Source organism: Candidatus Methylomirabilota bacterium, assembly GCA_036001065.1.
GTDB lineage: Bacteria > Methylomirabilota > Methylomirabilia > Rokubacteriales > CSP1-6 > MNEF01.
In genome coordinates, this window is sequence record DASYUQ010000209.1 from 1 (window position 1) to 19,707 (window position 19,707).

Consider the following 19,707-nt stretch of genomic DNA (forward strand, 5'->3'; position numbering starts at 1 on the left):
ATGAAACGCTGGACTCCTCTCGGTGCTCTCCTCGCCGTGGCGGTGACCGCCGGCACCGTGCTCGCCGAGCCGTGTCTCTCGCCGTACGTGAAGCGATTGGCCGGTCCGGAAAAGTACCTTTACGTGTACTCGGTCGATGCCGACGCCAAGGACAACGACTTTCTCGCGGTCATCGACGTCAGCCTGGCCTCGCCCACCTACGGCCGGGTCCTCACCACCGTCGACATCGGCTCGGCGGGCAACGAGCCGCACCACATGGGCTTCACCGACGACCGGACCAAGATCTGGGCGGGGACGCTCTTCTCCAAGCGGCTCTTCATCCTGGACGTGGCGTCGGACCCCGCCCAGCCCAGGATCGTCAAGACCATCGACGACATCACCGCGGTGACGGGACTGCACGGCCCCCACACCTACTACGCCCTGCCAGGGCGCATGCTGATCACGTTCCTGTCGTCGGCGGACGGCAACCCGCCCGGCGGCATGGCCGAGTTCACCAACGACGGCCAGCTCATCCGCGTTTTCAAGAACCCGGCCAACGCGCCCTACGCCTACGACGTGGCCGTCAAGCCCGAGATCAACCGCATGATCACCTCCGGCTTCACGGTCCTCCGGAACTACTCGAAGCCGCTCGCGCAGTGGGACATGAAGGACGGCGGCAACGCGCTGCTCGTGTGGGACTTCAAGGAGCGCAAGGTCCTCCAGACTCTCGTCACCGACCCGGTGCCGCTGGAGGTGCGCTGGAGCCTCAGGCCCGGCCGCGCCTACGGCTGGACGAACTCGGCGCTGGGCGACTCCATCTGGTTCTTCAGCCAGGGCAAGGACGGGCGCTTTTCCGCGAAGAAGGCCGCCGATCTCGGGAAGGGCTGCCTGCCGGCCGACCTGCGCCAGTCGCCGGACGACCGCTATCTCTACGTATCCTGCTTCATGAAGAGCGAGATCCAGGCCTGGGACGTCTCCGTACCCGACCGGCCGCGTCTCCACGACAGCGTGGTGCCCGGCGTGTCGCCGAACATGATGCACGTGACGTCGGACGGCAAGCGGATGTACGTCAGCAACTCGCTGCTGTCCACGATGGACTACTCGGGGAACTTCTGGGTCAGGCTCGCCCACATCGGTCCGGACGGCCGGCTCAAGATGGACCCGTTCTTCGACGTCGACTTCACGAAGTTCCCGTCGGGGCCGGCGCGCGCTCACGACATGCTCCTCAACTGAGCGATGGGCGGTGAGCGCCGGCTCGCCGCCGGCCTCCTGGCCGGGGCGTTGCTCCTGGCGGCGCCCCCGCCCGTCCGCTCCCACGAGCCTCCGGCCGAGAGCCGGCCGGTCGTGCCGTCGCCGGCGGCGAATCCCAGCCTGGCGGTCATCCGGCCGGCGCCCGACTTCACGCTGCTGGACCCCCAAGGCCGCCCGGTGCGCCTGTCGGAGCTGCGGGGGCGCGTCGTCCTGCTCTCCTTCGTCTACACCTCGTGCCCTTCGGCCTGCCCGCTGATCACGCAGCGGATGGCGCTGCTCCAACGGCGGCTGGCCGAGGCGCGCCTGCTCCCCGCCCGCGTGAGCCTCGTGTCCGTCACGGTCGATCCCGAGCGCGACGGTCCCGCCGCGCTCGCGCGTCACGCCAAGGCCTCCGGCGCCCACCCGGAGGGCTGGCGGTTCCTGCGCGAGAGCACGGAACGCCTGCGGCCGGTGCTGGCCTCCTACGACGAGTGGACGAGACGGCTGCCGGGCGGCGAGATCGACCATCCGGCGCGTCTCTACCTCATCGACCGCGCTGGGCGGGTACGGGAGATCTACAGCCTGGCCCTCTTCGACGAGTACCAGGCGTTGCGGGACATCCGGGCGCTGCTGCGCGAGCCCCGCTAGCAGACTCGGAGGGGGGCTTCACCCCCCTTCCGAAACCTCCCCCCAGGAATAGGTTGCGCCGGCAAAGCCGGCGGGTCGATCACGTCGGCGGGGGCGAGACGCCCCCTCCGACTGAGTTCAGAGCCCGTGCCGTGGGAAGATCAGCCGCTGGATCGCGTCCACCTGACGGTCGGCGTACTCCTGGACGAGCCGACGGCGCGGCTCCTCGAGGACGGCGGGCGGATCCCAGAGCGAGACGGCCTTCACGCGGAGCCCCCGCGCGTGCTCGAGGTACGCGGGAGGCAACGCGGGAGGTAGCTCCACCTCGTTCATGGCCGCCCAGGCGGCCGTCCACGCCCGGGCGACGTTGCCGATGTCGTAGCCACCGCCCCCCAGCGCCACCAACCGCGGCGCCAGACCGACGATGCGCTTGACCGCGCCCGCGAAACCCTGCACGTCGAGGGCCAGGTGCGTCAGCGGATCGGTGCGGTGCGAATCGATCCCCAGCTGGGCCACGATCACGTCGGGGCGGAACGCCTTGACCAGTGGCGGCACCACGGCCTCGAACGCGGGCAGATAGATGCTCGAGTCCGTCAGCATGTCGAGCGGCAGGTTCACGGAGTAGCCCCGGCCGTCGCCCTCGCCCATCTCCTCGACGAAGCCCGTGCCGGGAAAGAGCCGGTCCCCCCGCTCGTGCGTGGAGATGGTCAGCACGCGGGGATCGCGGTAGAAGGCGGCCTGCACGCCGTCACCGTGGTGGGCGTCGATGTCGACGTAGGCCACGCGCAGCCCCTGCGCGCGCAAGTGCAGGATCGCCAGCACCGCGTCGTTGACGTAGCAGAAGCCCGACGCGCGATCCGGCATCGCGTGGTGGAGCCCGCCGGCGAAGTGGAAGGCACGGCCCACCTCGCCGCTGGCGACCAGGCGCGCGGCCAGCAGCGAGCCGCCGGCGGCCAGCCGGGCGACGTCCCAGAGGCCGGGGAAGACGGGATTGTCGCCGGGACCGAGCCCGTAACGACAGATCACGGCCGCCGAGGCCCGGCCGGTGTTGGCCGCCTTGAGGACGCTCAGATACTCCTCGGTGTGAAACGCCAGCAGCGCCGCCTCCTCCGCCGGCGCCGGCGCCTTGACGAGGCTCCCGGGCAGCGTGGTGAGGCCGTAGGCCTCCAGGAGCCGCCAGGTGAGCCCCAGGCGCTCCATGCGCAGCGGATGCTCGGGACCGTAGTCGAACCGCGCGTACTCGTCGAAGTGGACCAGCGCCGTCTTCATCCGCCCGCCGCCCGGCGCGCGCCGCGGCCCCGTTTCCAGCGGCCGGACTTGCCGCCGGACTTCTCCAGGAGCTGCACGCGGGCGATCGTCACGCCTCTTTCCACCGCTTTCACCATGTCGTACACCGCGAGCGCGGCGATGCTGGCGGCGGTCAGCGCTTCCATCTCCACGCCGGTCTTGTCCACCGTCCTCACCCGGGCCTCGACGGTGAGCTGACCGCGGCGCACGTCGTCGCTGAAGTCGATGTCGATGCCGGTGATGCGCAGCGGATGGCAGAGCGGGATCAGCTCGTGCGTGCGCTTGGCCGCCAGGATGCCCGCCGTGCGCGCGACCCCGAGCACGTCGCCTTTGGGCGCGTTGCCGGCCCGGACCAGACGCAGCGTCTTGGGCGTCATCAACAGGACGGCCCGGGCCACCGCCTCGCGCGCCGTCTCCGGCTTGACGGACACGTCCACCATGCGGGCGTCGCCCCGGGAGGACAGGTGAGTGAGGCCGCGGACCGCCTTCGACGCGTTCCGCGGCATGGGATACGACCGGCGTCGGCTCGCCGTCAGGCCGTGACGCGAGCGTGTCGGATGATGGCCTCCATGCGGTCCTTGGCCATCAGCTTCAGCTTCTTCAGCTCCGTGATCCGCCATTGCTGCTCGGCCGAGAGCGGGGCCTTTCCTTTCAGCGCCTCCAGTTCGCGGTCGCAACTCTGGTGCTCGCTGCGGAGGCGGCGGAACTCCTCGTTCTCGGCCATCAGTCGCTCGATGAGGCTCTCCTGAGTCATGCGTAGCCTCCTTGAGGTGGGCGGAGCAGGTGGAAAACAAACGCAGCCAGCGTCGTGGCGGTCGCTGGCTGGGCTGAAGTGTCCGTCAATCCCTACCCCCGGTCCCATACTCCTGGTTACGGGTGACTGACATATAGCCCCGGACCCGCCGCCAAGTCAAGAACTCCCCGGTGACGTCTCGACGCCGACGAAGCGCGCGACCTCCCATGAGGCCGGCGCCCGGAAGACGCGCGCAGTCTCGTCCACCTGGTGCAGGCGCCCGCCGATCAGCACCGCCACCCGATCGGCCAGCGCCTGGGCTTCGACGCGGTCGTGGGTGACGAGGATCGTCGTCACCCCCTCGGCCCGGACGATCCCACCCAGCTCGGGGATGAGGGCCGCGCGCGAAGGCTGATCGAGTCCCGCGAAGGGCTCGTCGAGCAGCAGCACGTCGGGCTCGAGCACGAGCGCGCGGGCCAGCGCCACCCGCTGCGCCTCGCCCCCGGACAGCGTGCGGGCCTGGCGGCGGGCCAGCTCCGCGACCCCCAGGCGCGCGAGCCATCGCGCCCCCCGCGCGTCGCGTTCGGCCGCCGGCACGCCGCGGAAGGCGAGCCCCAGCGCCACGTTGTCGGCGACGGTCGCGTCGGCCAGCAGCGGCTGCTGGAAGACCATCGCCATGCGGCGGCGCGCGGCCAACCCGCCCGCCACCGTCACCGGCTCACCGCGGAAGCGCACCTCCCCCCGATTCGGGGCCTGCAGGAGCCCGAGGATCCGCAGAAGCGTGGACTTCCCGCTGCCGTTGGGGCCGATGATCGCCATCACCTCGCCCGCATAGACGTCCAGCGCGGGGATGGCGAGGGCGAGGGCCGGGGAGTAACGGACGCCGATGTCCCGGAGCGCGAGGATCGTCGACCGCGCGCTCACGCCGGCAGGACCTGGATCGAGCCGCGGTGGACGGAGAGCTGCCAGTGACGATCGCGATCGATCTCGAGTATCTCGTAGACGAGGCGGGGCACCTCGACCTCCAGGTCGTAGTCGCCCTGGGCCGGCGCCCCGGGCTCGTCGAGACGGATGGTCAGCGTCCAGGTCGTGCCCAGATCGGCCTCGGCGACCACGTACCCGCTCATGAGGTTCATGTGGTGCTGAGGGTCCGGGGCACCGCGGTCCTTCCGGATGAGGCGCACGTACTCCGGCCGAATGAAGAAGGCGATCGGCGTCTCCGGCGGAGGCAGGTAGGCCCGCGTCGGCGAGTTGACCGATTCCAGGAGCTGGCCGCGCCAGCGGAGCTGGATGCGCTCTGGCGTCGCCTTGACCACCGTCCCGGCCAAAATATTGCGGACTCCGATGATCCGCGCCACCGCTTCCGACGCCGGCCGCCACAACAGCTCTGCACGCGGCGCCGACTGGATCACGCGTCCCCCGTCGTAGACGACGACGCGATCGCCGAGCTGGTAGGCTTCGGTGAAGTCGTGGGTCACCACGACGGCCGCCGTGCCGCAGTGCTCGAGGATCGCGCGCAGCTCGTCGCGCAGGGCCCGCCGAAGCGGCTGGTCGAGGGCCGAGAGCGGCTCGTCGAGCAGCAGCAGCGCCGGGTCGATCGCCAGCGCCCGGCCCAGCGCGACGCGTTGTCGCTGGCCGCCGGAGAGCTCGCCCGAATAACGCCGTTCGAGCCCCGTCAGCCCCAGACGCTCCATGACGCCGGCCACCCGTTCGTCACGGCGCGGGCGGGGGAGATCGCGAAGGCCGAAGGCGACGTTCTGGGCGACGGTGAGGTGGGGGAAGAGGGCGTACCCCTGGAAGACGTAGCCGACCCGCCGCCGTTGCGGCGGCAGCTCCACGCCGGCCCCGGCGTCGAAGAGGACGGTGCCGTCGACGACGACCCGACCCGCGTCGGGCCGCAGGAGCCCGGCCAAGCACTGCAGGGTGAGCGTCTTGCCGGCGCCGGAGGGCCCGAAGAGGACGACGACCCCGTCCCCGGCCGCCCACTCGACGTCGAGCGTGAACCCGGGGAGCCGCTTGACCAGCCTGATCTGCAGGCGTTCGCTCACGTGGCCCGAACTCCCAGACGCCCGGCGACGACCAGCACGGCGCACGACAAAGCGGTGAGCGCGGCGACGAGCAGGAGCGCGTCGTGCATCTCTCCCGTCTGGACCGCGGTGTAGATCGCCAGCGGCACCGTCGTCGTTCGGCCCGGGATGTTGCCCGCCAGCATCAGCGTCGCGCCGAACTCGCCCAGCGCGCGCGCGAAGGCCAGTACGAGTCCGGCCAGGATCCCGTTACGGGCGAGCGGCAGCGTCACCTCCAGCGCCGTCCGCCATTCCGGGCGCCCCAGGGTGAACGCGGCCTTCTCGAGGTCGCGATCGACGGACTCGATCGCGGCGCGGGCCGTGCGCACGAGCAGGGGGAGCGCCATGACGGTGGCGGCGATCACGGCGGCGTACCAGGTGAAGGCCACGGTCCAGCCGGTCAGCGCGTACAGGGGCGTACCGAGCCAGCCGCGGCGGCCGAGGAGAACGATGAGGTAATAGCCGGTGATCGTGGGCGGCAGGATGAGGGGCAGCGTCACCAGGAGATCGACGAGCGCGCGGCCCCGGAAGGAATGGCGCGCGAGCACGTAGGCCAGAGGGATCCCGGCCAGGGCGTTGACCGTGGTGGCGAGAACCGCCACCCGCAGCGATAGCGCGAGCGCGTCCAGGTTCTCCGCGCTCACTGGGCTACCCTCCCTTGGAGATGTTCGAAGAGAGTCCTGTTCGAGGGGATACCGAGGTATGGCCTGGTGGGCGATCGTCGATCCTGCGGGCAATGCGCGATCGTATTTCTTGGGCGCCCCTCGCGAAACCGCTCATCCTGGAGAGGAATGGAACTGGACGGGTTCGGGGAGAGCCAAGTGCGCTTGCCGCTCGACGGCCACGATGAGACCCGCTCCCCCGAATCAGATGACGAGAGGCCCAGACCGGCCACAGGGTGTCGCGCCAGGGGCAACTGAAGCCCGGAGCGCCGAGCAGTGAGCGACCGGCAGGACCTCTCACCGCGCAGTGTCTCGCCATCTCCGGGAGGAGTGCAATGAATTTCCCCGTCGGCTTCGACTGGGCGAGCCAGGAGCACGCCGTATGCGTCCTCGACGCGACGGGCCAGGTGTGCTGGCAGGGCCGCGTAGAGCACTCGGCCGACGGCTTGGCGGAGCTGCTGCGCCAGTTGGCGCGCTTCGGCCCCCCCGCCTGCCTCCCCGTCGCCATCGAACGCCCCTCGGGCCTCGTCGTCGATATCCTCATGGACGCCGGCCACCCGGTCGTCCCTATCCATCCCAACGCTCTCAAGGCCAGTCGGCCCCGCTACTCGGCGGCGGGCAGCAAGAGTGATCCCGGCGACGCCTTCATCCTCGCCGATCTGCTCCGCACCGACGGCCATCGCTTCCGCCCCCTCCAGCCCTTGTCCGACGCGACGCGCGCCCTCCGCGCCTTGGTGCGCAGCCGCGACGATCTCGTCGTGCAGCGCGGCGCCCTCGCCAATCAGCTCCGGGCGCTGCTCGAGCGCTTCTGGCCCGGGGCCGCCGCGATCTTCGCCGATATCGCGACGCCCATCGCCCTCGCCTTCCTCAGCCGCTACCCCACCCCCCACAGCGCCGAGCGGCTCGGCGAGAAACGCCTCGCGCGGTTCCTCATGCAGCACGCTTACTGCGGCCGCCGGCCGGTCCCCGACCTCCTCGCGCGACTGCGCACGGCGCCCCTCGCGCAGACGGGCGAGCTCGAGGCCGAAGCCAGTGGCGAGATCGTCCGCGCGCTCGTGGCGGTGCTGCTCCCGCTCGTGGCTCAGATCCAGCAGCTCTCGGCGGCCATCGCCGCCGCCCTGCCGCAGCACCCTGACGGCCCCCTCCTGCAATCGCTGCCGCGCAGCGGCAGCGTGAACGCCGCCCAGATCCTGGCCGAGCTCGGGGATGATCGCACCCGCTTTCCCACCAACGAGCAGCTGGCGGCCGAGGGAGGCATCGCGCCCGTCACCCGCGAATCCGGCAAGCACCGCGGCGTCGCCTTTCGCTGGGCGTGCAACAAGCGCCTGCGGCAGGCCCTTACCACCTTCGCCGACAACTCGCGCCACGGCTCGCCCTGGGCGGCGGCGATCTACGCCGCCGCGCGCCGGCGAGGCTGCCGTCATCCCCATGCGATCCGCATCCTGGCTCGCGCGTGGATTCGTGTCCTGTGGCGCTGCTGGCAGAATCGCCGCCCCTACGACGTCACGCTTCACCGTGGCGCCCAGCGCCTGGCCGCCGCGTGACCACTCGAGGGTTGACACAGGGTGTCTCATCGGACGCCAGGGGACGGCGGCTGGAATCCCCGCCGCGCGAGGATCGCCCGCCCCTCGGGCCCGACGAGCACGTCGATGAAGGCCCGGCCCAGCGCCTGGTGGTTGGAGGCCGCGACGACGGCGACCGGATAGACGATCGGCCGATAGGTGTCTTCCGGCGGGCGAAACGCCTCCTTCACGCGGTCCGCGCGCGCGGCGGCATCGGTCGCATAGACGAAGCCGGCCTCGACCTCGCCGCGGGCGACGTAGTCGAGGGCCTGGCGGACGTTCTCGGCGAAGACCAGCCTGGGGTGCAGCCGCTCCCACAGGCCGAGGTTGCGCAGGCTCTCCTCGGAATACTGGCCGACCGGCACCGTCTTCGGATTGCCGATCACGATCCTTCCCACCCGCGGGCCGAGCAGATCGCCAGGCTTCGAGAGATCGACGCGCGAGTCCGCGGGCTTGACGACGACCAGCACGTTGCGCGCGAACAGGCGGCGGGTGGCGCCGGCGATCAGCCCCCTCCGCTCCAGCTCGTCCATCTGCCGCTGGGCGGCCGAGACGAAGAGATCGACCGGGGCACCGGCCTCGATCTGCTTCTGCAGCTCACCCGAGGCGCCGAGGTTATAGCGCAGCGTCAGCCCGGGCCGGCCTTCGACGAAGCGCCGGCCGATCTCTTCCACGGCCTCCTTCATGCTGATGGCCACGGACAGCGTGAGCTCGTCGGCGCGCGCCGAGCCGGCCGCCACCAGGAGCGTGAGCAGGACGAACCCGAGGCGAGCCATCACGCCGGATTATACGCCGCAGCGCGCGGGGTCCCGCCGCCGTCGCTCAGGAGGCGCGGCGTTGCTGGATCGACGTCAGCGCCCAACTCACCGCGAAGACGAGCACCAGCAGCAGGATCGCCAGCGCGATGGCGATGTCGAAGTTGCCTTTGTTGGTCTCCAGCACCATCGCCGTCGTCAGGGTGCGCGTCTGGCCCTTGATGTTGCCGCCGACCATCATCGAAGCGCCGATCTCCGAGATCACGCCGCCGAAACCGGCCATCACCGCCGCCAGCATGGGCAGCCGCGCCTCGCGGAGCACGACCCACACCATCTGGGTCCGCGAGGCGCCCAGGCCCAGCAGCTGCAGCCGGAACGCTTCGGGCACGTGCTGCACGGCCGCCAGCGTGATCCCGGTGACGATGGGCGAGGCGATCACGGCCTGCGCGATGACGATGGCCGCCGGCGTGTAGAGGATCTCGAGGTCGCCGAACGGTCCGCTTCGCCAGAGCAGGATGGAGACGAAGAGCCCGACCACGACCGGCGGCAGACCCATCCCGGTGTTCACGGCGCTGACGACGAGCCGGCGGCCGGGGAAGCGGTTCAGCGCCAGCAGCACGCCCAGCGGAATCCCCATCAGGAGCGCCACCAGGGTCGCGGACCCCGACACGAGGAGCGACAGCCACAGGATCGACCAGATCTCGACATCGCCGCCGACCAGCAGCCCGAGCGCCTGGCGAAGCCCCTCGACCAGCACGCTCACCGGCTACAGGTCCTCCTCCTTCTTGCCGGCGATCGGCACGAACAGCGCCTGGCCGTACCTGTCCCCGCCGAAGGTCTTGATCACCTCCTGCACCGCGGGCGAGACCATGAAGTCGGCGAAGGCCTGGCCGCCCGCCGCGTTGACCCGGGGGCCGTTGGCCGGGTTGACCTCCATGACCGAGTAGACATTGAGCAACGGCCGATCGCCCTCGACCATCACCTCGAGCGCCACTCGCTTGCGGAACGCCAGCAGCGTGGCGCGATCGGCGAGCGTGTAGGCCCTCCGGTCATCGGCGAGACCCAGAGTCGCCCCCATCCCCTGGCCCGACTCGATGTACCAGGGCCCGGCGGGCGGGAGGCCGGCTTGTTTCCAGAGGTTCAGCTCCAGCGTGTGAGTGCCCGATTTGTCGCCTCGGGAGACGAAGCGCGCACCCGTCTCGGCGATTCTCTTCAACGCCGCCACCGCCCGCCTCTCTCCTTTGATCCTGGCCGGGTCGGCCTCGGGCCCGACGATGATGAAGTCGTTGTACATGACCAGACGCCGGTTGAGCATCCTTCCCTCGGCGACGTACTTCTTCTCGAGCTCCGGCGCGTGGGCCAGCGTCACGTCGGCCTCGCCCCGCGCCGCCAGCGCCAGCGCCTGGCCAGTGCCCACCGAGATCGTCTTGAGCGTCAAGCCAGTCTTGCCCTCGAAGATCGGCACCAGCACGTCGAGGAGGCCGGAGTCCTGCGTGCTCGTGGTCGTGGACAGGATGACGACCTTCGAGTCCGCCCGGGCGGCCCCGCCACAGACCAGGACCCCGAGGGCGGCCAGCCCACCAACGATCGACCGGTATCCCTGGCCCATTATGCTTTGGCAAGCATAGTTGAGCGCAAAACCCTCCGCAACTACTTCCCCCTCCCGAACGATCGGTGGAAGTGGCGGTCCACGACCGTTTCCAGCCCCCGGCGGAAGCGCCAGTATCGCGTGAGGAACGCCTTACCCTCGCGCGTCAGCCTCGTTCCGCTCCGCGGTCCCCCCCCCGGCCTTCGCTCCAGCAACCGGAACCCCGCGGCCTTCTCCAGTTCCCGGAAGTACCCCCAGGCGTTCCGGTACGACATCCGCATCCGCGCCACCGCCTTCTTGAACGAGCCGAGGTCGTCGACGAGCTCCAGGAGTCGCGCGCGGCCGTCGCCGAACTTGACGCGACCGGCAAAGACGACCCACACCTTGAGCCGGGGCTTCACGCAGGCTGCTCGCTTATGTCGAACTCGGAGAAGGTCGAGCGCACCGGGTCAAGCGTCGCCGCGGGCTGCCGGTGGCGGGCCTGAGGTCCGCCCGCCACCCAGCGCAACCGGCAGAACCTAGTGCCGTTCCAACTATTCGCGCCTAGGAAGGCACCGTGTACGTCGTTCGTGGACAGATTTAGTATCAACAAGTTGGAACGGCACTAGCGGGCCTCGTCGAGAAAGAGCTGCACCTCCCGGAAGAGCTGCATCCGGTTCTTCTCCAACGCGACGCCGTGCGTGCCCTCGCCGATCAGCACGAGCCGCTTGCGGGGGACGTTTGTGAGCTTGGCGAACACGGCCTGGGCCATATAGAAGGGGGTGTCGGCGTCCCATTCGGCGAGGATCAGGAGCGTGGGGACCGCGATGTTCGACGGATCGTAGTACGGCCTACCGGCGGACCAGTATCGCTGGCCGTCCTCGACGATGCCCGGATCGGTCGCCGGCACGAAATAGCTCTCCGTGACGATCCTGGGCGTCGGGGCCGAGGCCGCCGGCGCCACGACCAGCCCGACGGCCAGGACAGCGACCAGCCAGAAGAGAGCGCGATGCCAACTCATGGCAGTTCTCCTCCGCTTGCGCGGTTCAGGAAAGGTCCACCCAGACGCTCTTGACCTCGGTGTAGTGCTCCAGCCCGGCCGAGCCCATCTCGCGTCCGAAGCCGGATTCCTTGAAGCCGCCGAAGGGCAGGGCGGCGTCGTAGAGGTTATAGGCGTTGACCCACACCGTGCCGGCGCGGATGGCCCGCGCCGCCTTGAGCGCCTTGGCGACATCCCGCGTCCACACCGCCGCCGCCAGGCCGTAGGTGGTGGCGTTGCCCTCGGCGATCCCGTCCTCCACCGACTTGAACGGGATGACCGCCAGCACCGGACCGAAGATCTCTTCGCGGGCGATCTTCATATGGTTGCCGACGCCCTCGAAGATCGTCGGCTCCACGAAGTAGCCCTTGCCGGTGCCCACGTTGGCGCGGCCGCCGCCCGTCACCAGGCGCGCGCCTTCCTTCTTGCCCGACTCGATATAGCTGAGGACCGTCTCCATCTGCTGCTTGGACACCACCGGTCCCATGCGCGTCGACTTGTCCAGGGGATCGCCGACCTTCAGGCCCTTCACCCGCTCGGTGAGCTTGGCCACGAACTCGCCGTGGATCTTCTCCTCGAGGAACAGGCGGGAGCCCGCGGCGCAGACCTCGCCCTTGTTGTAGAAGATTCCCGTCATCGCCCCGCGGATGGCGGCCTCCAGGTCGGCGTCGGCGAATACGATATTCGGCGACTTGCCTCCCAATTCGAGAGACAGTCGTTTCAGCGTCCCCGCCGCCTCCCGCATGATCTGCTTGCCCACCTCCGTCGAGCCCGTGAAGGCGATCTTGTCCACGCGCGGATCGCGGACCAGCGCCATCCCCGCCTTGCCGCCGGGCCCGGTGACCACGTTGAAGACGCCCTCGGGGAGCCCCGCCTCCTGGCAGAGTTCGGCGAACTTGAGCGCCGTCAGCGGCGTCTGCGAGGCCGGCTTCAGCACCACCGCGTTGCCGGCGGCAAGTGCCGGCGCGATCTTCCACGACGAGAGCAGGAACGGGAAGTTCCAGGGGACGATCGCGCCCACCACGCCGACGGGATGGCGGAGCGTGAAGGTGAAGGCGTTTTCCCGGAGCTGGAGCGTCTCGCCGTGGATCTTGGTGGCCCAGCCGGCGTAGTAGCGGAAGACGTCGGCGGCGAACGGGATCTCGACCTTCCCCGAATCGAAGAGCGTCTTGCCCGTGCACAGGCTCTCCAGGCGCGCCATCTCGTCGAGGTTCTGCGTGATCAGGTCGCCGAGCTTCCAGACGATCCGGCCCCGCTCGTGAGGGCTCATCTTGGGCCAGGGGCCGGAGTCGAAGGCCTTGCGCGCGGCGGCCACGGCCAGATCGATGTCGCGCTCGTCGCCCTTGCCGACCTGGGTGACCGGCTCCTCGGTGGCCGGGTTGATCGGTGCGTACGTCTCGCCAGAGAGCGGCGGACGCCAGGTGCCGTTGATGAAGAGCTGTCCCGCTGGCATGGTGCCTCCTTCGCCGCCCGGTGGCGGCGTAGCCTTATGGAGTGAGAACCCGTCCGGTGCCGGCGGCGTGGAACCGGCCGCCGTCCACGACGACCGCGCCGTTGACGACGACGTACGGGATGCCCGTCGGATACCGGTGGGGATCGGCGAAGGTCGCCTCGTCCTTGACGGTGTTCGGATCGAAGAGGGCGAGGTCCGCCGCGTAGCCGGGGCGCAGGAGGCCGCGGTCCTCGAGGCCGAGGCGGGCCGCGCACAGGCCCGTCATCTTCCGGACCGCCGTCTCCAGGGAGAAGAGCTTTCGCTCCCGCGCGTACACGCCCAGTACCCGGGGAAAGGTGCCGTACATGCGCGGATGCGGCTTGCCGGGATGCGGCCCCGGCCCGGTCGCCAGGCCGAGCGAGTCGGAGCCGATCATGATCGCCGGATGCGCCAGCACCTTGGCGACGTTGTCCGGGCTCTGGGAGAAGGCGATCATGGAGACGGTCGCCCGCTCCTCGAGCAGGAGATGCAGTATCGCCTCGGCGGGCGGTGTCCCTCTCTTCTTGGCCAGCGCGGCCACGGTCATGCCCTCGAGATCGCGCTGGGCGCACGTCGCGATCTGGATCTCGTCGAACCCCACGGCACCCATGGACAGAGTCCGCCACCGCTCGCCGGCCACCAGACACTCCTCGACGATCCGCTGTCGGGTCGCGGCGTCGCCGATCCGCTCCAGCAGCCTGGCGGTCCCGCCGTCGTGGACCCACCCCGGGAGCAGGTTGTCCATCTTGGTGGAGCCCGCGTGGTACGGATAGACGTCGCCGCCCACGTCCACGCCGCGCGCCCGCGCGTCGTCGATCAGCTTGAGCACGCGGTCCATCTTCGACCAGTTCTCGCGTCCCCCCACCTTCACGTGCGCGATCTGCACGCCGACCCCGCCGTCCTCGCCGATGCGGATCGCCTCGCCGATGGAGTCCTCCACCGTCGAGGACTCGCCACGCACGTGGGAGAAGTAGAGCCCGCCCCGCGGCGCCATCGAGCGCGCCAGCGCGATCAGCTCCCCCGCCGTGCCGTACGCGCTCGGAGGGTAGACGAGCCCCGTCGAGAATCCGAAGGCCCCCGCGTCCAACGCCTCGTGGAGCAGCCGCTCCATCGTCCCGAGGTCGTCGGGGCCGGCCGGGCGATCGTGGGGGCCGACAGAGGCCAGCCGCAGCGCGCCGTGGCCCACGAAGTGCGCGACGTTGATGGAGGGTCGGGCCGCGCGCAGGACGTCGAGGTACTGGCCGAAGGTCTCCCAGCGGATGTCCAGGCGCGCGCCGATCCCGCCAGCCCACGTCCGCACCAGCTCGTGCCGCTCCGGATGGACCGGCGCCGGCGAGAAGGAGCACATGCCCACCACCTCGGTCGTGCACCCCTGCCGGATCTTCGACTCCGCCGCCGGGCAACCGAGGTAGAAGAGATCGGAGTGGGAGTGGACGTCGATGAACCCGGGGGCGACGACGTGGCCGGTGGCGTCGATCACCCGGACGGCCTCGCCCCTCAGCCCGGCGCCGACCGCCACGATACGGTCGCCTTCGATCGCCACGTCGGAGCGCTGCCCCGGCGCGCCGGTGCCGTCGATGACGGTGCCGTCGCGGACCAGCAGGGACCAGGTCACCGGGCTACTCCTCGACGATCGCCACCGACTTCATCCGATCGCCCGGCTTGATGCGGTCGACGTGCTCCAGGCCGGCGACCACCTGCCCGAAGACCGTGTAGTGGCCGTCGAGGTGGGGCTGCGGCCCATAGGTGATGTAGAACTGGCTGCCGGCGGAGTCGGGCTGCTGGCTGCGCGCCATGGCCACGGTGCCCCGCCCGTGCGTCCGCGGGTTGAACTCGGCCTTGATCGTGTACCCCGGGCCGCCGGTGCCGTTGCCCTTCGGGTCGCCGCCCTGCACGACGAAGTCGGGGACCACGCGGTGGAAGGTGAGACCGTCGTAGAAGCCCTTCTGGGCCAGCGTCACGAAGTTCTCAACGGTCCGGGGGGCGTCTCGGGGGAAAAACTCGATCCGGATCTGGCCCCCGTTCTCGAGCATGATGACGGCCGTCTGCTTCACGGGACTCTCCTCTAGCGGTCCGTGACGGCAATCGACCTGATGCGATCGCCGACCTTGATCCTGTCCACGACCTCCATGCCGCTCACGACGCGCCCGAAGGCCGTGTACTTACCGTCCAGGAAGTGCGCCGGCCCCAGCATCACGTACACCTGGCTGCCCGCGGAGTCAGGATGGCCCGAGCGCGCCATCCCCAGCACGCCACGGTCGAACGGGCGCTTGTTGAACTCGGCCTTGATCGTGTAGCCCGGACCGCCGATGCCCATCCGCGGGTCGTCCATCGGGAGGGTCTTCGACTGTGGATCGCCGAACTGCGCCACGAACCCGGGTTCGACCCGGTGCACGCGCTGCCCGTTGTAGAACCCCTTGCGCGCGAGATCGAGGAAGTTCTTGACGTGGTTCGGCGCGTCGGCCGGCCAGAGCTCCAGCCTGATCTCTCCGCCCTTCTCCAGCGTGATCACGGCCGCCGGCGACTTTGCACTTTTGGGCTGCGCGAGGGTTGAGCCAGTGAGTAACGCGACGACGGCGACCGCGATCAGCCAGCGAATCACTTCCCGCGTGTCCACAGCGCTACCACCCGCGGCGCTGAAGCAGACACTCCGCAATGTCAGACAAGGGCTTGGGCACCCGGCCGGGCGCGATTGGCCCAAGATACCGATCACCTTCGCGGCCAGCGGAGCTGTAGCTGTGGATCTCGATGCCGCGATTCCATCTGAGGCCGACCCACTTCGCCTCCATAGCGCCCTCCGCAGACGAGCCCATCACTGACCCTCAGTCCGTGATCGGGCCCGCGTGAGTGAGCGTCATTATACACGCATGATGCGCACGCTCGATACGTGCCGGGCGGGGTTCGACGTCGGCGGCCAGTGGCGGTGGCGGCGCCACCGAAGGTGTCGCCCACTGTCATTTGACCCACACCAGGCACATAGCTAACATAGCCACATGAAGAGGGCCAAGATCGCCGAACTGAAGAACAATCTGTCCAGCTATCTCGACCATGTCCGCGCCGGTGGCTCGGTCCTCGTGCTTGACCGGGACCAGCCGATCGCCCAGATCGTCCCGCTCGGCCCGACCCCCCGCGCCGCTGGAGGCTCCGACGAGCGCCTCATCCGTCTGGAGCGGCGAGGGATCGCCCGCCGCGGCAAGGGCGGTCTGCCGCCGTGGCTGGGTCGGCCCCGGCTGCGCCTGAAGGGCGGCCTCCTGAAAGAGTTCCTTGCCGAGCGCCGGAGAGGTTGGTGAGGTTCTGGGACACTTCTGCGCTGATCCCGCTACTCGTCGCTGAGCCCACCACCCACCGCGTTCAGGCTTGGCTCCGGGCGGATCCCGACGTCGTGGTCTGGACCCTCACGCGTGTCGAGCTCCTGGACGCGCTCGCCCGCCGGCGCCGTGAGAAGCCCCGCACCGCGGAGCGCCTGCTCGCCGCGCGTCGAGAGCTCCTCGAGGCCTGGGAACGGTGGACCGAGATCATTGCGACGGAGATCGTCCGGCGCCAGGCGGAGCGGATCGTAGAGACCCATCCCTTGCGGACCGCGGATGCGCTCCAGATCGGAGCCGCTATCGTCGCCGCCGAGGAGGATCCATCCCGCCTGCAGTTCGTGACCCTCGACCGACACCAGGCCGTGGCGGCCGAGCGTGAGGGTTTCCTTGTACTCGGGCCGGAGTGATCCGCATCCGGCACGCGCTGCGCGCGTGCCCCCGCGTGATAGGATGAACAGGATGCTGCAGCGCGACGACATCCGAAACATCGCGATCATCGCCCACGTCGATCACGGCAAGACCACCCTGGTGGACGCCATGCTCTGGCAGTCGGGGCTCTTCCGCGCCAACGAGTCGGTGCCCGAGCGCATCCTGGACTCCATCGACCTCGAGCGCGAGAAGGGCATCACCATCATGGCCAAGAACACGGCCATCAAGTACAAGGGCGTCCACATCAACATCGTGGACACGCCGGGCCACGCCGACTTCGGCTCCGAGGTGGAACGGACGCTGACGCTGGTGGACGGCGTGCTGCTGCTGGTGGACGCGGCGGAGGGGCCGCTGCCCCAGACGCGCTTCGTGCTGAAGAAGGCGCTGGAGGCGGGGCTGCCGCCGATCGTCGTCATCAACAAGATCGACCGCAGCGACGCCCGCCCGGCCGAGGTCCTCGACGAGGTCTACGACCTCTTCATCGACCTCGACGCCGCCCAAGAGCAGCTCGAGTTCCCGGTGCTCTACACCAACGCCAAGGCCGGCACGGCGACGGCGGATCCGAAAGCGCCCGGAAAGTCGCTGGAGCCGCTGTTCGAGACGATCCTGGCCACCGTGCCCGCCCCGCGGTTCGACCCGGCCGGGGGGCTGCAGTTCCGGGGTGCCATGCTCGACTGGGACGATTACGTCGGCCGTCTCGTCATCGGCCGGATCTTCAACGGTCGCATCCGCCAGGCCGATCGCGTCGCCGTCGTGCACCGCGACGGCTCGATCGAGTCCGCCAAGGTCACCGTGCTCTACGGCTACGAGGGGCTCAAGAGAATCGAGGTGCCGGAGGCCAGCGCTGGGGATCTGGTGGCCATCGCAGGTATCGAGGCTATCGAAATCGGTGAAACAATCGCCGATCCGGAAAGCCCGCAAGCCCTACCCCTGATCCGCATCGACGAACCGACGGTGTCAATGCTCTTCTCCGCCAACGTCTCGCCATTCGCCGGCAAGGAGGGGCGCTTCGTCACCTCGCCGCAGCTGCGCGAGCGGCTCATGAAGGAGCGTCGGATCAACGTGGGCATCCGCGTCGAGGAAACCGATTCACCCGACACCTTCCGCGTCTCCGGCCGCGGCGAGCTGCAGCTGGCGATCCTCATCGAGATGATGCGGCGCGAAGGGTTCGAGGCGGAGGTGGGCAAGCCCGAGATCATCACCCGCCAGGACCGCGGCCAACTCCTGGAGCCGATGGAATACCTGGTCATCGACATCCCCGAGGAGCACATCGGGGCGGTGACCCAGAAGGTCGGGCCGCGCCGGGGCGCCATGACGAAGATGGTCAACCACGGCACCGGACGCGTGCGCCTGGAGTACCGCATCCCGGCCCGCGGCCTCATAGGATATCGAACGGAGTTTCTGACCGATACCCGAGGGACAGGACTGCTGAATCATCTGTTCGACGGCTGGGACGCCTGGCAGGGCGAGATCGCCCACCGTCAGAACGGCGCGCTGGTCGCCGATCGCGCCGGCCGCACGACCGCCTACGCCATCGACCACCTCCAGGCGCGGGGGGTGATGTTCGTGGGGCCCGGCCTCGAGGTCTACGAGGGCCAGATCGTGGGCGAGAACTCGCGCGACAGCGACATCGACGTCAACATCACCAAGGAGAAGCGGCTCACCAACATGCGCTCGTCCACCGCGGACGAGTCCGTCAAGCTCACCCCGCCCCGCATCATGAACCTCGAGCAGAGCCTGGAGTGGATCCGCGAGGACGAGCAGCTCGAGGTGACCCCGAAGTCGCTGCGCCTGCGCAAGCGCCAGCTGAGCGGCCGGCGCCGCTTCTAGTGCCGTTCCAACTATTCGCGCCTAGGAAGGCACCGTGTACGTCGTTCGTGGACAGATTTAGTATCAACAAGTTGGAACGGCACTAGTACACCTCCAACCAGTTCCGGCGATGCCTCAACGGGGGTGCCCTGCCAGGGCCGGTCCAAGTAACGAGCCAGACGAGGCCCGAGGGAGGCGCCGGCCGGAGGCGTACGCGGTTGTCCGTCGAGGACCGGCGTGGGAGTGCGAAGCCGCAGGGCGGCCGCTGCCCGAGGCGAGCCTGAGTGAATCCGAGAACGAAGTATGGCGAAGTTAATTGGACCGGCCCTAGCCGGCGCCCGTCGATGGCGCGGCACCCGGCCCTGCTCGGCGCGCTGGGGCTGGTCCTGGCCGCAACGGCCGGGTGCCGGGCCGGCGGTCCGGGGTTCAGCGGACCCGACGTCCTTTACGTCGCCACCCCGGATCTGGTCGGCCTCGAGATGCTCAGGCTGGCCGGGGTGACGACCGGCGACGTCGTCTACGACCTGGGCAGCGGCGACGGGCGGCTCATCATCGCCGCCGCTCGGGACTTCGGCGCGCGCGGCGTCGGCGTGGAGATCGAGCCCGCGCTGGTGCAGACCAGCCGGGAGAGCGCCCTCACGGCGGGCGTCGGCGACCGCGTCCAGTTCCTCTGGCAGGACCTCTTCGCCGCCGACATCCGGGGGGCGACTGTCGTCGCGCTCTACCTGCGCGACGACGTGAATCTTCGGCTTCGTCCCCGACTCCTGCGCGAGTTGCGGCCCGGCACGCGCATCGTCTCCCACGACTTCGGGATGGCCGACTGGCGACCCGACCGTCTCCAGCGCGTGCGCGGCCCCGACCGCGAGCACACGATCTACTACTGGCTGGTGCCGGCCGACGTCGCCGGCACCTGGCGCGCAACGCTGCGCCCGGGGGAGGGCGAGAAGGCGGCCGTGATCGAGCTCCGCCAGCGGTTCCAACAGGTGAGCGGCACGCTGGACCTCGAGGAACGGCGGATTACCGTCGAGGGCCGGCTCGCCGGTGAGCAGCTCAGCTTCACCGCCGAGGGGGTGGTCTTCACCGCGCGGATCGAGGGGGATCTCGCGGCGGGCCGCTTCGGGGAGCCGGGCGGGCGCTCGAGCGAGTGGAGCGCGCGGCGCCGGACGGGTCGCTGAGGGCGCCG

22 protein-coding genes are annotated in these 19,707 nt (G+C 69.7%); 7 read left to right on the forward strand and 15 right to left on the reverse strand.

The genetic code is table 11. From position 1 onward, the window contains the following. On the forward strand, window positions 1–1,212 hold a 1,212-nt coding region (locus tag VGV13_20080), incomplete at its 5' end, for a selenium-binding protein SBP56-related protein (protein ID HEV8643384.1). Window positions 1,213–1,215: 3 nt separating this feature from the next. Further along, window positions 1,216–1,857: an SCO family protein gene (locus tag VGV13_20085; GenBank protein HEV8643385.1), complete on the forward strand. Its 642-nt coding sequence runs from the start codon at window positions 1,216–1,218 to the stop codon at window positions 1,855–1,857. A 117-nt stretch (window positions 1,858–1,974) separates the two neighbouring features. Here the strand turns inward: VGV13_20085 and VGV13_20090 are convergent, their stop codons facing one another. The 6 genes from VGV13_20090 to modB all read right to left on the reverse strand — a co-directional run bounded on the left by VGV13_20090 (window position 1,975) and on the right by modB (window position 6,566). Further along, window positions 1,975–3,105, reverse strand: a complete 1,131-nt coding sequence (locus VGV13_20090) for an acetoin utilization protein AcuC (GenBank protein ID HEV8643386.1) — start codon at window positions 3,103–3,105, stop codon at window positions 1,975–1,977. Beyond that, the gene (gene moaC, locus VGV13_20095; GenBank protein HEV8643387.1) at window positions 3,102–3,629 is read right to left on the reverse strand and encodes a cyclic pyranopterin monophosphate synthase MoaC; all 528 of its coding nucleotides are present in this window, start codon (window positions 3,627–3,629) and stop codon (window positions 3,102–3,104) included. Before moaC ends, VGV13_20090 begins: the two co-directional genes overlap by 4 nt. Window positions 3,630–3,655: 26 nt before the next feature. Further along, window positions 3,656–3,877, reverse strand: a complete 222-nt coding sequence (locus VGV13_20100; GenBank protein HEV8643388.1) for a DUF465 domain-containing protein — start codon at window positions 3,875–3,877, stop codon at window positions 3,656–3,658. A 156-nt stretch (window positions 3,878–4,033) separates the two neighbouring features. Beyond that, the gene (locus tag VGV13_20105) at window positions 4,034–4,780 is read right to left on the reverse strand and encodes an ABC transporter ATP-binding protein (GenBank protein HEV8643389.1); all 747 of its coding nucleotides are present in this window, start codon (window positions 4,778–4,780) and stop codon (window positions 4,034–4,036) included. Further along, complete coding sequence (locus VGV13_20110; protein HEV8643390.1) at window positions 4,777–5,904, reverse strand: ABC transporter ATP-binding protein; 1,128 nt, start codon at window positions 5,902–5,904, stop codon at window positions 4,777–4,779. The genes VGV13_20105 and VGV13_20110 overlap by 4 nt, the downstream gene beginning before the upstream one ends. Further along, complete coding sequence (gene modB, locus VGV13_20115) at window positions 5,901–6,566, reverse strand: molybdate ABC transporter permease subunit (protein HEV8643391.1); 666 nt, start codon at window positions 6,564–6,566, stop codon at window positions 5,901–5,903. The genes VGV13_20110 and modB overlap by 4 nt, the downstream gene beginning before the upstream one ends. Window positions 6,567–6,919: 353 nt before the next feature. On the opposite strand from modB, the gene VGV13_20120 reads away from it, so the two are divergent. Beyond that, complete coding sequence (locus VGV13_20120; GenBank protein ID HEV8643392.1) at window positions 6,920–8,128, forward strand: IS110 family transposase; 1,209 nt, start codon at window positions 6,920–6,922, stop codon at window positions 8,126–8,128. 26 nt (window positions 8,129–8,154) lie between these two features. Here the strand turns inward: VGV13_20120 and modA are convergent, their stop codons facing one another. The 9 genes from modA to VGV13_20165 form a co-directional block, all read right to left on the reverse strand. After that, window positions 8,155–8,922 (reverse strand): molybdate ABC transporter substrate-binding protein, encoded by a 768-nt coding sequence (modA, locus tag VGV13_20125; GenBank protein HEV8643393.1) that lies wholly within the window; start codon window positions 8,920–8,922, stop codon window positions 8,155–8,157. A 46-nt stretch (window positions 8,923–8,968) separates the two neighbouring features. Continuing rightward, window positions 8,969–9,664, reverse strand: coding sequence for an ABC transporter permease (locus VGV13_20130; GenBank protein ID HEV8643394.1), 696 nt, complete (start codon window positions 9,662–9,664; stop codon window positions 8,969–8,971). A gap of 3 nt (window positions 9,665–9,667) precedes the next feature. Continuing rightward, window positions 9,668–10,510, reverse strand: a complete 843-nt coding sequence (locus tag VGV13_20135) for a substrate-binding domain-containing protein (protein ID HEV8643395.1) — start codon at window positions 10,508–10,510, stop codon at window positions 9,668–9,670. Between the two features lie 41 nt (window positions 10,511–10,551). After that, window positions 10,552–10,890, reverse strand: a complete 339-nt coding sequence (locus tag VGV13_20140; GenBank protein ID HEV8643396.1) for a LysR family transcriptional regulator — start codon at window positions 10,888–10,890, stop codon at window positions 10,552–10,554. A 203-nt stretch (window positions 10,891–11,093) separates the two neighbouring features. Next, entirely contained in the window at window positions 11,094–11,489 is a 396-nt protein-coding gene (locus VGV13_20145) for a hypothetical protein (GenBank protein ID HEV8643397.1), read from the reverse strand. A gap of 25 nt (window positions 11,490–11,514) precedes the next feature. Then, on the reverse strand, window positions 11,515–12,960 hold the full coding sequence (locus tag VGV13_20150) for an aldehyde dehydrogenase family protein (protein HEV8643398.1): 1,446 nt from the start codon (window positions 12,958–12,960) through the stop codon (window positions 11,515–11,517). Between the two features lie 34 nt (window positions 12,961–12,994). After that, window positions 12,995–14,593 (reverse strand): D-aminoacylase, encoded by a 1,599-nt coding sequence (locus VGV13_20155; protein ID HEV8643399.1) that lies wholly within the window; start codon window positions 14,591–14,593, stop codon window positions 12,995–12,997. A gap of 4 nt (window positions 14,594–14,597) precedes the next feature. Beyond that, the gene (locus tag VGV13_20160) at window positions 14,598–15,032 is read right to left on the reverse strand and encodes a peptidylprolyl isomerase (GenBank protein HEV8643400.1); all 435 of its coding nucleotides are present in this window, start codon (window positions 15,030–15,032) and stop codon (window positions 14,598–14,600) included. An 11-nt stretch (window positions 15,033–15,043) separates the two neighbouring features. Beyond that, a complete protein-coding gene (locus VGV13_20165; protein ID HEV8643401.1) occupies window positions 15,044–15,490 on the reverse strand; it encodes a peptidylprolyl isomerase in 447 nt (148 codons plus the stop codon). A 481-nt stretch (window positions 15,491–15,971) separates the two neighbouring features. On the opposite strand from VGV13_20165, the gene VGV13_20170 reads away from it, so the two are divergent. The 4 genes from VGV13_20170 (at window position 15,972) to VGV13_20185 (ending at window position 19,699) form a co-directional block, all read left to right on the forward strand. Next, the gene (locus tag VGV13_20170) at window positions 15,972–16,268 is read left to right on the forward strand and encodes a type II toxin-antitoxin system Phd/YefM family antitoxin (GenBank protein ID HEV8643402.1); all 297 of its coding nucleotides are present in this window, start codon (window positions 15,972–15,974) and stop codon (window positions 16,266–16,268) included. Further along, entirely contained in the window at window positions 16,265–16,693 is a 429-nt protein-coding gene (locus VGV13_20175; protein ID HEV8643403.1) for a type II toxin-antitoxin system VapC family toxin, read from the forward strand. Before VGV13_20170 ends, VGV13_20175 begins: the two co-directional genes overlap by 4 nt. 52 nt (window positions 16,694–16,745) lie before the next feature. Continuing rightward, complete coding sequence (gene typA / locus VGV13_20180) at window positions 16,746–18,545, forward strand: translational GTPase TypA (protein ID HEV8643404.1); 1,800 nt, start codon at window positions 16,746–16,748, stop codon at window positions 18,543–18,545. A gap of 323 nt (window positions 18,546–18,868) precedes the next feature. Continuing rightward, window positions 18,869–19,699 (forward strand): class I SAM-dependent methyltransferase, encoded by an 831-nt coding sequence (locus VGV13_20185; GenBank protein HEV8643405.1) that lies wholly within the window; start codon window positions 18,869–18,871, stop codon window positions 19,697–19,699. Window positions 19,700–19,707: the final 8 nt, after the last annotated feature.